The sequence below is a fragment of the Polaromonas jejuensis NBRC 106434 genome, from assembly GCF_001598235.1.
Lineage (GTDB): Bacteria > Pseudomonadota > Gammaproteobacteria > Burkholderiales > Burkholderiaceae_C > Polaromonas > Polaromonas jejuensis.
Genome location: NZ_BCYO01000040.1, coordinates 1 through 11928, shown reverse-complemented (window position 1 = coordinate 11928; position 11928 = coordinate 1). Strand labels below are relative to the sequence as shown.

The window sequence follows — 11928 nt, the reverse complement described above, 5'->3', positions numbered from 1 at the left end:
GAGAGTACTAAAGTTTGGGCAGCGTCACCCACTGGCCTGCCAGCGAGTGAACCGCAATCCGGTGGTCAAACACCTGCTCCAGCGCACGGTGCGTGGCGGCCTCGCCACAGCTGCCCTGGTGCGTCACCCGGCCCTGGTTCATGACCACCATCTCATCGGCCTGCAGCGCCAGCGAAATTTCGTGCAGCACGCTGACCACGGTTTTGCCGCCGGCCACCAGATCCTTCACCAACAGCAGCCAGTCGGTCTGATGCGGCGGATCCAGGTTGGCGAGGGGCTCGTCCATCAGCAGCACCTCGGCCTCGACGGCCAGCGCGCGCGCCAGCAACACGCGCTGGCGCTCGCCGGCCGAGAGCTGGCCCAAGGGCCGGCCGCGCCAGTCCCAGGACTGCGTGGCGCGCAGCGCCCGCTCCACGGCGGCGTGATCGGCCGCACTGGGCTGCGCCAGCCAGGGCTGGTGCGGCAGACGGCCCAGCATGGCGACGTCATAAGCCGTCAGGTCGTCGGCCGAGCTTTCGTTCTGGCCCAGCCAGGACATTTGCCGGGCACGCTCGCGATGACGCAGGGCGGCCAGCGGCTGCCCCAGCAAGGCCACGTCGCCGCGGTGGACCAGCAGCCCCGCCAGCACCTTGAGCAAGGTGGACTTACCGGCGCCGTTGGGGCCGACGATGCTGGTCCAGCGCGCCAGCGGAAAGGCCAGGGAAATGTCGTGCAATATCTCGACATTTCCGAGGCTGGCCCCGATGGAATGGGCGCGAATAGCTACTGAATTGATAGCGATCGATGGAGTGGCAAGCGTCACAGCCCGGCCCCCCGCCCGCTACCCGGCCCAATACTTTTGTGCATCAGCCAGAGCAGGTAGCTGCCGCCCAGCACGGCCGTGAGCACCCCCACGGGCAGCTCCTGCGGCGCGATCAGCCAGCGCGCCAGCACATCGGCCGCCATGAGCAGCACCGCGCCCATCAGGCTGGCCAGCACAATCAGCCGGCCGTGCGTGGTCTTGACGACCGAGCGCACCAGATGCGGCGCGGCCAGGCCGACAAAGGCAATCAGCCCGGTTTGCGCCACGGCCGTGCCGGTGGCCAGCGCCAGCACCGCCACCAGCGCGCCGCGCATTTGCGGCAAAGGCAGGCCGAGGCTGGCGGCAGTGGCTTCGCCCAGCGAGAGGCCATCGAGCACCTGGCTGAGCATCCAGGCCACCACCATGCAAACCAGCCATATGCCGACCATCAAGGCACAAGCGGTCCAGCCTACGAAGCTGGTACTACCCAGATCGAAAGCCCGCATCGCCTGCGTCACTTCGGGCACCATCAGCATGGCAAGTGAGCTCAGGGCGCCCAGCACGACGCCTACAATCACCCCGGCCAGCAGCAGGCGCAGCGTGTGCTGCACGCCTTTGGCCAGCATCAGGGTGAACAGCACCGCGCCCACCGCACCGGCAAACGCAGCCCCGGTCAGCCCCAGGCGCACCAGCCACTGCGTCGCCAATGGCGACACGCCAAAAAACACCAGCGCCAGTGCCACGCCGAGCGAGGCGCCCGACGCACTGCCGAGTAAATAAGGGTCCGCCAGCGGATTGCGGAACAGCCCTTGCGCCACGGCACCGGCCAGGCCCAGCAAAGCCCCCGCCGCCCAGGCGCCCAGGGTGCGCGGCAGGCGAATGTCCCACACGATCTGCAGCGCCACGGGGTCGCGCCAGGCTTTGAGAACGCTTTCAAACCCGGTGCTGCCAACGCTGGCGCCCATCAGCAGCAAAGCCATGCTGGCCAGCAACAAGCCTGAACCCAGCAAATAGGCAAAACGATGCTGACGCGAAATATCGGTCACGGCGCCCTTCCTTGCATGGCTTGCAGGCATTGCGCCATGATGCGGGCGCTCTCCGCCATGCGCGGGCCGGGCCGCACGACCACATCGGACTGCGCCACGGTAAACACACACACGTGGCGCTCCCTGATGGCGCGGATGCCGGACCAGCCGGGACGCCCTTCCATGCCCTCGTAATTGCGGTCGCTGACCATGATCACGTCCGGATTGGCCCGCACCACGTATTCCGGGTTGAGTTTGGGGAACGGGCCCATGCTGGCCGGCACAATGTTTTTGGCCCCCAGGCGCGTCAGGATTTCACCAATGAACGACGCCTCGCCAGCGGCATAGGGCGCGCGATTGACTTCAAAGTACACACGCGTGTTTCTGACGCTGGCGGGCAGGGATTGTGCGGCGGCCACCATGCCGGCATCGATGGCGCGCCAGACGCGCTGTGCATCGGGCACGTCCAGCAATTGGCCGATTTTCTCCAGCACGCGCTTCACATCGGCGTGGCTTTTGGGCTCCAGTGCCACCACCTGAATGCCCAGCGACTGCAAGCGCTCACCGGCCCGGGAAGAGGTGGCCATCAGCACCACGTCGGGTTTCAAAGCCACGATGGCTTCAATATTCGGGTCCAGCCCGCCGCCCACTTGCGGCAAGGCGCGCACGCTCTCGGGGAAATTGGAATACCGGTCCACCCCCACCAGCCGCTGACATTGGCCTAACTCGCACACGGTCTCGGTCAGCGACGGCAGCAGACTGACAATGCGCTGCGGCGTCTGCGCAAAGCTCACGGTCACGCCGCGATCATCGGTCAGTTGCAAGGCATGGGCCGGCACCATGGCGAGCCAGCCAAGCAGCATCAACAACGCCACAAAGCGCTTCATGGCTGGTCTTTCAGGGTGAGCGGCAAACCGGCAGCCATGAAGGTCACGCGCGCGCAGGCCTGCGCCACCTCCTGGTTCAGCCGCCCCAATGCATCAACAAAGGCGCGCGTCTCACGGCCCATTGGAATCACGCCCAGCCCGATCTCGTTGCCGACCAGCAGCACGGGGCCTGCAGCCTTTTCAATCGCTATCAAAAGCATAGCTTCTTGTGCCCGTAATTCTTGGGATAGAGCCTCATTTTGCTTAAAAATGTCGGCAGGCATGAGCCAATTGGTCAACCACAGGGTCAGGCAGTCCACCACCACGAGCGTGCCGGGCCGACTCTGCTGCTGGACAGCCTGCGCCAGTTCCAGCGGCTCCTCCACCGTGCGCATGCCGGGCACGCGCTGCGCCCGGTCCTGCCGATGGCGTGCAATGCGTTCGCGCATTTCATCGTCCCAGGGCTGGGCCGTGGCAATCAGCACGGCGCTGTGCGCAGGCGACTGCGCCAGCCAATCGCGCGCCAGCAGTTCGGCACGGCGCGACTTGCCGCTTCTCTGGCCACCGAGGATCAGCTCGCTGCGAGCCACCGGCAGACCTTTATCCATGCTCAGCGCCCCAAGCCATGATGATGCGATGAAGTTGCTCAATACCATCGGTCAAGGCAGCCGGGCCGGGCTGCAAAATCTCGGCGGACTTGATCTCGAACAACTGGCCGGTTTTGACGGCGTTGACGTTTTCCCAACCGGCCCTGGCGCGCACATGGTCAGGCCGGAATTTGCGGCCGCACCAGGAGCCGAAAACAATGTCGGGATTGCGCCGCACGATCTCACTGCCGTCGGCAATGATGCGCTCCTTGCCCATCGCCTTGGCGGCCAGTTCGGGAAAGCAGTCGTCGCCGCCGGCAATGCCGATGACTTCAGACACCCAGGCAATGCCGCTGATGTACGGGTCGTACCACTCTTCAAAATACACGCGCGGACGGCGCTTGAGCGCGGCCGCCGCCTGTTCAATCTCCAGCAGCCGCTTTTGCATCGCCTGCATCAGCACCAGGCCCCGCGCCTCCTGACCGACCATGGCGGCCAGCTGGTACATCATAGAGAAAATCTCGGCCACGCTGCGCTGGTTGAAGATGGTGACCTGGATGCCCTTGCGCACCAGCTGCGACGCAATATCGGCCTGCAGGTCGGAAAAGCCAATCACGCAGTCGGGCCGCAGTTCCACGATCTTGTCGATCTTGGCGCTCAGAAAGGCGCTGACCCTGGGCTTTTCCTCGCGCGCGCGCGGCGGCCGCACGGTGTAGCCCGAGATGCCGACGATGCGCCGCTCTTCACCCAGCAAATAGAGCCACTCGGTGGGCTCTTCGGTCAGGCAGACGATGCGCTGCGGACCATAAGCGGAGGTATCCTGGCTGGTGGCCAGCGCGCGCCAGTCATTTGTTTTTTCAGTCATGGCAACTCCTTCAAAAACAGGCGCGCTGCCGCGGCCGGGTTGGAGGCAAACCAGGCGTGGAAATAACTGGCCCTCACCGAGGCGGTCGGCCCCGCCACATACAGCGCTTCACCCTCGCCGCGCAGCTTGCGCCCCGGGGCCGGCTGGGTGCGCGCTGCCGCCTGCAGCGGGGTGGCGCAGGTGGAGTAGTGAAAGGTGTGGCCACGCAGGCAGCCGCCGGCCACCTCGAGTTGCTGCGGCCCCAGGGCAGCCAGGCGTTTTTGCAGGGTCACGCTGCCGGGCAGCACAGCCCACATTTCGTGGCTGGCGCCGTCTACCGTGGTGAGCTGGTCAAACAAGGCCATCATGCCGCCGCACTCGGCCCAGACGGGCTTGCCGGCCTGCACGTGCGAGCCGATGCTGGTTCTCATGGCATGGTTGGCGGCCAGGGTTTCCGCATGCAGTTCGGGGTAGCCGCCGGGCAGCCACAAGGCATCGCATGGGGGCAGCGCGCTATCGGCGAGCGGCGAAAAATAGACCAGCCGGGCGCCCAGCGCCTGCAGGCAGTCGAGATTGGCGGCGTACAGAAAGCAGAAGGCTGCATCACGCGCCACCGCAATGGTCTGGCCTTGCAGGGCGCCCGCCGGGAAGCCCGCGGCCGCCGAGTCAGGCGCCTCAAACGGGACCGACCAGGCTTGCAGGTCGGCCGCACCCATGTGCCCCAGCCTGGTTCCGGCCAGGGCGTCGGCAACAGCATCCAGCCGCTGCAGGGCATCGCCCAGCTCGGGCGCCATGACCAGGCCCAGGTGCCGTTCGGGCAGCGTGAAGGCCTCGCTGCGCAGCAGCGCGCCCTGCCATTGCGCAGGGTCGCGCAAGCCCTCCTCCAGCATCGCCGCATGGCCTGGCGAGGCGACGCGGTTGGCCAGCACGCCCGCAAAACGCAGGCCTTCGCGGTAATGCTGCAGGCCCCAGGCCAGCGCGCCAAAGGTGCCCGCCATGGCGCTGGCGTCGATCACCGCCAGCACCGGCAAGCCAAAGCGCTGCGCCAGATCGGCCGCGCTGGGCTGGCCGTCAAACAGGCCCATGACGCCTTCCACAATGATGAGGTCGGCCTCCCGCGTGGCATCGTGCAGGCGCTGCGCACAGTCGGCCTCGCCGGTCATCCACAGGTCAAGCTGGTGCACCGGCGCGCCGCTGGCCAATGTCAGCCAGTACGGGTCCAGAAAATCGGGCCCGCACTTGAACACACGCACCCGCCGCCCCTGGCGCACGTGCAGCCGCGCCAGGGCGCAGGCTAGCGTGGTCTTGCCTTGGCCGGAGGCCGGGGCGGCGATGAGAATGGCGGGGCAAGTGGAGGTGGACATGGTCAGTTGGGATGGCGCTTATTGATCCAGCATGGATTACATACTCCAGAACTTCTAAAACTTCAACCGCACCGCGGCGACGACCGCACGCCCCGCTTCAGGATAGATGGAAGCCGTCACGCCAGCGGCGCATCGAAAAGCCTGCGTATAGAACTTGCGGTCAAACAGGTTGGTGATGCCGAGTGAGACTTCGACGTTCTGCCACTGGTAGGCGTAGCGTGCATCTGCCGTGGTGTAGGCCGGGATGGAACACTGGTTTGCAAAGTCTGGATGCTGCGACGATACCCAGTTCAGACCGCCGCTGACAAGATGTCCGGCCAGGGGGGTCCAATCCGCATGCACCGCAAAAGTTCGATTGGGTGCGAGCGGCACCTCCTTACCGGCATTCGGACCCGATGAAAATGTGGATTTTCGCAGCGCTGCATTCACGCGCAGGTTCAGGTTTGCTGCGTAAGCGTAGCTGCCATCGACTTCAAGACCAGAGCGGCGGGTTGGGTCAAAGTTCACGTTGGCACCCAAGTTGCCGCCGAACGGATCTGCCGCATTCGGATCGAACCCGATCTCGTGGGTCAAGGCACTGCGGTACAGGCGTGCCTCCATTTTCACGGGCCCCGAGGCATAGCGCGAGCCGAGCTCGACATCAGTGGAGCGCTGCGGCAACAAGGTCACGCCGGGCGAGGTGAAACTGAATTCGTCGGCATTGGCCAGCCGAAAGCTGCGGCCCACGCGCCCATAGACGGAAACCTCCTTGTTCAATGGCTGGCTCAGTCCCAGCTCCCACGCATTCTGGCGATCGGCAATGCCTGACGAAGTACCCGTGATGTCTTTTTTAATGCGCTCTGTACGCGCCCCCACCGACAGGACGGTGCCCATGGAAGCGACCGTCAGTTCATCACGAAAATAAAATGCGCGTGAAGCCTGCGTTGCGGTGGAACCGAAAGCACCGAGCACATCGCGCTGCCAGCTTGCGTAGTCGGTTCCGAGCACGAGCCTGTTTGAAAATGCGGGCTGTTTGGCCCCGTGCACGGCGCGCAGTCCATAGTCGGTGGCCTTGACGTCATAGTCGAAGGCGCCAAAAGCTGACGTACTGCGCAGTTTTTTATCACGCCAGCCAGCATTGGCCAAAAGTTGCCAGTCGCCCAAAGAGGCTTCAGCAAACAGGCCATTTCGAACATTGTCAATTGACGCCTTGTCTTGGGGGGTTGTCGTCTGACGCGGATTATTTTGGTACTGCGCCGCCGTCAGCCCGCCAGGCAGCCCGGTGTCCAGACTGTCTTGCGCCCGGCTTGCGCCCACGCGCAGCCACTCGTTGCTCCACTGGGTAACCGCGGATACCGCATCGGTTTCAGAGCGGAAGTTATCGCGGTGGTTGTCAGCCTTGCGGTTCATTGCATTGACATCCAGCGAAAATCCTCCGCTGGCCAGCGTCGCGTTGGCACGCCCCTCGCGTAGCCCGTAGCTCCCCACGCCGGCATACAGGGACGCCGCGTTTTTACGGGCCGCGCCGGCTCCGGCCTTGGTGGTGATGATAATGACGCCGCCGGTCGCGCCCTCCCCGTACAAGACCGCGCCGCTGCCGCGAATAACTTCGATTTGTGATACGGATTCAATCGGGATGCCAGCCAGGCGGGTGCCACTCAAATCGGCTTCAGTGATGCGAACACCGTCCACGATCACGACCTGGTTACTGCTGGCAGTACTCCCGAAGCCCCGCAGATCCAGGGCATAGTCTCCACCACCGTAGAAATCCTGACGGCCAACGACACCCAGCAGGCGCATGATGGCATCGTTCACGGTGACGGCCCCAATCCGCTGAATATCTACATCCGTGATGACACTGGTACCAAAGGGCTGCGATTCGAGGGGCCCAGCCACGCGGCTGCCCGTCACCACCACCTCGTTCAAGGCAGGGGTCGGGCCGGTTTGCGCCAGCACCGCAGAAGCAGCGGGCAACGACAAGACAAACACGGCAAGACGTACGGGAGAAACACTGATTTTCATGGGGTCAAACAATCAACAAAGGCCCTCACCGGCTTCCCCGCCAGTGCATGAGCGTTACAAACGCGCTGGCTCCTGAAAAGGGACGCACGCATTCACCTTGTTGGCCGGTATCCGGGCTGACGGAACTGCGCTCATCGCCTTCCCAAGCGCATGTTCAGAACGCTCAGTGGCTATTGATGAAAGCTGAATGCGTCCTTAAACTTGAAGTTAAAGGAGCAGCATTCGTCCGTTTACCGTTGCGGGGGCAGCGCAGGTTAGAAATCACAGCGCCTCTCGAACCTGGCTGACCCGGTCCGGATGGCTAAGACTTCCTCCTGCTTCCCGTTGAACTGCAGCATGTGAACCACACTGCGAGCACCAACAGGCGGGATTCTACGCGCGCCTAGGCCGCAAACCCTACAATCTCGGTTGCCATGTCGAACCAAACCCAAATCGACCAGATCACCGAACGCGTGGAGCGGCTGTTGCTGCGCTACGAAGAATTGCAGCGCACCAATGCACTGCTGAGCGAACAGGTCAACCGTCTGACGGAAGAGCGCGACTCGCTGCGATCACGGCTGAGCGCAGCACGTGCCCGGGTGGACGCCTTGATTGAGCGCCTGCCCGAGAGCCTCGGTCACACGGCCCCAACTCCTGCGGGAACTGAGCGATGAAACAGCTCGAAGTACAAATCATGGGCCAGAGCTACCTGCTGGGATGCCCTGAGCATGGCGACGCCCGCCTGCTTGAAGCCGTCAGCCGGGTCGATGCGGCCATGTGCAGAATCCGCGATGCCGGCAAGATCAAGGCGCGTGACCGCATCGCCGTTCTGGCCGCCCTGAACCTCGCGTTTGAACTTCCGGGACGTGGCGCTTTCAGCGCACCGGCGCCTGCGGCGTCGCCATCCCACGCCCATGGTGAAGCAGCAAACCCACAGCTGGCGAGCCTGTTGCAACGCCTGGACACTGCGCTGGGCACCGACGGCCGCCTGCTTTGACCCGGCCCACCCTATGCCTGCCGGCATACGGGCAAACAAAGGCCTACAATTGAGGCGTCTGCGATGCGCACCGGGCTTTATATTTCCTTGAACCAATGCTCTATGAGCTCGGGCTTGGTAAATTGTCCGGCAGGTGTGATCGTCTCGCGTCAGACGAACCCGAAACCTGACTGCCCTCGCCCACCTGAACCCCGGTTCAGGATGACGGTCCGGTGGCACTCGCAGACACCTTATTTCTCCCCCGGTCTTCCGCCTCCCCCTGTTTCTCACTGCCTTACCGGCTCGCTGCAGCGAGCCCGGCCTGACCCATGAACCTCGAAGCGCTTCTCATTGCTGAACTCGCCGTGTTGGGCGTGGGCACCGGTTTTTTGGCAGGGCTGCTGGGCATTGGCGGCGGCATGCTGATGGTGCCGTTCATCACCTTCATCATGTCGAACCGCGGCGTGGCCCCGGATCTGGCGGTGAAAATGGCCATTGCCACCTCCATGGCCACCATCATCTTCACGTCCATTTCCAGCGTCAGGGCGCACCACAAGCGCGGCGCCGTGCGATGGGACATCGCCCGCCGGCTGGCACCCGGCATTGTCATGGGCAGCATCATTGGCAGCCTGGGTGTTTTTTCTCTGCTCAAAGGCGCTTACCTGGCCGTCTTCTTCGGCCTGTTCGTGAGTTTTTCGGCGACCCAGATGTTTCTGGACAAGAAACCCGAACCCACGCGCCAGATGCCAGGCACCGCGGGGCAGTTGGCGGCTGGCGGCTTCATCGGCTTTCTCTCGGGCCTGGTGGGCGCGGGCGGCGGCTTCATCAGCGTGCCCTTCATGACCTGGTGCAATGTGGCGATCCACAACGCAGTGGCCACCTCGGCGGCCCTCGGATTCCCCATTGCCGTGGCGAATGTACTGGGCTATGTGATCAGCGGGCAAAGCGTGCAGGACCTGCCGGCCGGCTCTTTTGGCTATATCTGGCTGCCGGCGCTGGCCGTGATTGCCGTGTGCAGCTTCCTCACCGCACCGCTGGGCGCCAAGGCCGCCCATAACCTGCCCATTGGCAAGCTCAAGCGCATTTTTGCCAGCATCCTGTACCTGCTGGCAATCTATATGCTCTACAAGGGTTTGAAAGGCTAAAAACGCGCCCGTCGGGGCGGCGTAGGGCTTATATTTTCGACGGCATGACGACCATGCCGTCTTCATCGGCGTAGAGCCACTCCCCCGGACGCACCCACACGCCCTGAATCTGAACGGCGATATCCCGCTGCCCCTCCTGACGCTTTTCGGTGGGCAGCGGCATGGCGGCCAAAGCCCGTATGCCCACGCTGCAACGCGCCAGCTCGGCAACATCACGCACACAGCCATCAATCACGACGCCGGCCCAGCCATTTTTAGCCGCCGCAGCGCCCAGATTGCCGCCCAGCAGGGCGCGGCGCAGAGAGGCGCCGCCATCCACCACCAGTACACGGCCTTCGCCGGGTGAGTCGACAGCGGCCTTGACCAGCGAGTTGTCTTCGAAGCATTTGAGGGTGACCACCGGTCCGCTGAATTTCTGAATGCCGCCAAAGGCCTTGAAGACCGGCGGCAGCACCCTGAATTCGCCTGAATTGTCATTTTTATGGGTGTCGCAAAGATCGCAGGTAGCAAAGGAAACCGGGGCGGCATGGGTCATTTTCCAGTCACTTTCTTGATGGCGGGTTTGATGTTTTCCCGGCGCGCCGGCAATACCATGGCGTTTTCGCGGGGGGCATTGAGCACGATACAGGTCGAGGTTTCGGTGAGGATACAGAACTTGGTCACGACGGCGTCCAGGTGCGAGACGTCAATCACAGCGATCTCCAGCACCCAGCTGTCGTCGCCCGTGACGTTATAGGCATTGATGACCTCGGGCGTCTGCTCGATCAGCCTGACCACCCGCGCGTACTCGGCGCGCGCCACGCGGATGATGGCGCGAATGCCATAGCCCAGCCGCGCCAGGTCGACTTCGGCGCGGTAGCCCTTGATCACGCCACTGAGCTCCAGCTTGCGCACCCGCTCGGTCACCGCCGGCTGACTCAGGTGAACGCGCCGCCCCAGTTCGGCCATGGTGATGCGCGCGTCCTGCTGCAGTTCGGCAAGGATACGGCTGTCATAGTGGTCGCATTCATTGGTTTCGGTCATCTGGCAACTCAAGCATTAAATTCAAAGCTGTAAATCGTATTTGCCTTAAATTTTGCATGGCAGAGGCTCAAATGGCAAATTACGATGAAGCCATGAGCGCTGCCATCTCCTTTCCATCTCCACCCGCCCGTCATGCCCCGCGGCTAATCCTTGCCCTGCTGGCCTGCTACTTCGTCTGGGGGTCCACCTACCTGGCCATCCGGCTCGCCCTGGTCAGCTTTCCTCCTTTTTTCCAGATGGGAACACGCTTTCTGACCGCCGGCATCCTTCTGATGGCATGGGTGCGGATCAGAGGGCACAAGCTACCCGGCCTGCGCGAATGGCGCAACGCGGCCGTCATCGGCACCCTGATGCTGGGCGGCGGCATGGGACTGGTCGCCAGCGCGGAAGTCCATATCGGCTCCGGCCTGATCGCCACCTTCATCGCGGTGGTCCCCATCATGGTTTCCGCTCTGGGGGCGGTGCTGGGCCAGCGGCCTCGCCGGATGGAGTTTCTGGGCATGGCGCTGGGGCTGGCCGGCGTGCTGATGCTGGTGCAAGGCGCCAGCTTTGCCGCAGCGCCCGTCGGTCTGGCCTGTATCGCGGGTGCGACAAGCTTATGGTCGTTGGGCTCCGTGCTGTCCACCACACGCCTGCCACTGGCCAGCGGCCCTGCCGGATTTGCCAGCGAAATGCTGTGTGGCGGCGCGGTGTTGATGGCCATTTCCCTGGCGCTGGGCGAACACCACCAGGCGCTCAGCCACTGGCCCGCACAACCCACAGCCGTGATGGCCTGGTTGTACCTGGTGGTGTTTGGCTCGCTGATTGCGTTCAGCGCCTACCTCTATTTGCTGGCCAATGCCTCACCGGCAGTGGCCACCAGCTACGCCTTTGTGAACCCCCTGATTGCGATTTTCCTGGGGGCGTTTTTTGCGGGAGAACATGTCACTGGAGGCGAGTGGACAGCCTGCGGCGTGATTCTCACTGGTGTTTTTCTGATTTTCAGAGGTAAATCCGCAACAGATGCCCGCAAATAAAGTGCTTTCTCCCTATGAAACCGCGTTTTTCTCCAGTAGCATCCGGATTGCCACAAGGAAGTAGTTATCCCGGTGGTGATTTATCAACTTCTAGAAGGAAAATCAATCATGGCAACTGCGAAAAAAGCACCGGCAAAAAAAGCGCCAGCAAAAAAGGCAGCTCCGGCAAAGAAAGTCGCTGCGAAAAAAGCAGCGCCTGCAAAGAAGGTAGCCGCTAAAAAAGCAGCACCTGCGAAAAAGGTAGCGGCAAAGAAGGTAGCTCCCGCCAAAAAAGTTGCGGTCAAAAAACCAGCAGCAAAAAAAGCGGCGCCCGCCAAAAAG

Annotated in this window: 14 protein-coding genes, 1 other RNA gene and 1 riboswitch; of the genes, 6 read left to right on the top strand and 9 right to left on the bottom strand. The window is 63.1% G+C overall.

The features are described from left to right. Window positions 1–7 precede the first annotated feature (7 nt). From PJE01S_RS22655 to PJE01S_RS22625, 7 genes are all read right to left on the bottom strand, one after another. Window positions 8–715: an ABC transporter ATP-binding protein gene (locus PJE01S_RS22655; protein WP_377372458.1), complete on the bottom strand. Its 708-nt coding sequence runs from the start codon at window positions 713–715 to the stop codon at window positions 8–10. A gap of 83 nt (window positions 716–798) precedes the next feature. Further along, on the bottom strand, window positions 799–1857 hold the full coding sequence (locus PJE01S_RS22650; protein WP_068835987.1) for a FecCD family ABC transporter permease: 1059 nt from the start codon (window positions 1855–1857) through the stop codon (window positions 799–801). Next, window positions 1824–2693 (bottom strand): ABC transporter substrate-binding protein, encoded by an 870-nt coding sequence (locus PJE01S_RS22645; protein ID WP_068835986.1) that lies wholly within the window; start codon window positions 2691–2693, stop codon window positions 1824–1826. The genes PJE01S_RS22650 and PJE01S_RS22645 overlap by 34 nt, the downstream gene beginning before the upstream one ends. Then, window positions 2690–3280 carry a bifunctional adenosylcobinamide kinase/adenosylcobinamide-phosphate guanylyltransferase gene (gene cobU, locus PJE01S_RS22640; protein WP_068835985.1) on the bottom strand — a complete coding sequence of 197 codons (591 nt, stop codon included), beginning with the start codon at window positions 3278–3280 and terminating at the stop codon, window positions 2690–2692. The genes PJE01S_RS22645 and cobU overlap by 4 nt, the downstream gene beginning before the upstream one ends. Beyond that, the gene (locus PJE01S_RS22635; RefSeq protein WP_068835984.1) at window positions 3273–4124 is read right to left on the bottom strand and encodes a cobalamin-binding protein; all 852 of its coding nucleotides are present in this window, start codon (window positions 4122–4124) and stop codon (window positions 3273–3275) included. Before PJE01S_RS22635 ends, cobU begins: the two co-directional genes overlap by 8 nt. Next, entirely contained in the window at window positions 4121–5467 is a 1347-nt protein-coding gene (locus PJE01S_RS22630) for a cobyrinic acid a,c-diamide synthase CobB (protein WP_068835983.1), read from the bottom strand. Before PJE01S_RS22630 ends, PJE01S_RS22635 begins: the two co-directional genes overlap by 4 nt. 54 nt (window positions 5468–5521) lie before the next feature. Further along, window positions 5522–7468 carry a TonB-dependent receptor gene (locus PJE01S_RS22625; RefSeq protein ID WP_068836006.1) on the bottom strand — a complete coding sequence of 649 codons (1947 nt, stop codon included), beginning with the start codon at window positions 7466–7468 and terminating at the stop codon, window positions 5522–5524. 85 nt (window positions 7469–7553) lie between these two features. After that, a riboswitch (cobalamin riboswitch) is annotated at window positions 7554–7845 on the bottom strand. 36 nt (window positions 7846–7881) lie between these two features. Here PJE01S_RS22625 and PJE01S_RS22620 point away from each other — a divergent pair. The 4 genes from PJE01S_RS22620 (at window position 7882) to PJE01S_RS22610 (ending at window position 9568) form a co-directional block, all read left to right on the top strand. Further along, entirely contained in the window at window positions 7882–8121 is a 240-nt protein-coding gene (locus PJE01S_RS22620) for a cell division protein ZapB (RefSeq protein ID WP_068835982.1), read from the top strand. Further along, window positions 8118–8444, top strand: coding sequence for a cell division protein ZapA (locus PJE01S_RS22615; protein ID WP_068835981.1), 327 nt, complete (start codon window positions 8118–8120; stop codon window positions 8442–8444). The genes PJE01S_RS22620 and PJE01S_RS22615 overlap by 4 nt, the downstream gene beginning before the upstream one ends. A 52-nt stretch (window positions 8445–8496) precedes the next feature. Next, a non-coding RNA gene (ssrS, locus tag PJE01S_RS26400) (6S RNA) lies at window positions 8497–8676 on the top strand. Window positions 8677–8752: 76 nt separating this feature from the next. After that, a complete protein-coding gene (locus tag PJE01S_RS22610; protein WP_068835980.1) occupies window positions 8753–9568 on the top strand; it encodes a sulfite exporter TauE/SafE family protein in 816 nt (271 codons plus the stop codon). Window positions 9569–9596: 28 nt separating this feature from the next. On the opposite strand, the gene rraA is transcribed toward PJE01S_RS22610, so the two are convergent. Together rraA and PJE01S_RS22600 are read right to left on the bottom strand one after the other, a co-directional pair. Further along, window positions 9597–10103, bottom strand: coding sequence for a ribonuclease E activity regulator RraA (rraA, locus tag PJE01S_RS22605; protein ID WP_068835979.1), 507 nt, complete (start codon window positions 10101–10103; stop codon window positions 9597–9599). Further along, the gene (locus PJE01S_RS22600; protein ID WP_068835978.1) at window positions 10100–10591 is read right to left on the bottom strand and encodes an Lrp/AsnC family transcriptional regulator; all 492 of its coding nucleotides are present in this window, start codon (window positions 10589–10591) and stop codon (window positions 10100–10102) included. Before PJE01S_RS22600 ends, rraA begins: the two co-directional genes overlap by 4 nt. 92 nt (window positions 10592–10683) lie before the next feature. On the opposite strand from PJE01S_RS22600, the gene yedA reads away from it, so the two are divergent. After that, a complete protein-coding gene (yedA, locus tag PJE01S_RS22595; RefSeq protein ID WP_068836005.1) occupies window positions 10684–11607 on the top strand; it encodes a drug/metabolite exporter YedA in 924 nt (307 codons plus the stop codon). A 108-nt stretch (window positions 11608–11715) separates the two neighbouring features. Continuing rightward, window positions 11716–11928 (top strand): hypothetical protein (locus PJE01S_RS24835; RefSeq protein ID WP_176579525.1); only part of this gene is annotated, 213 nt, incomplete at its 3' end.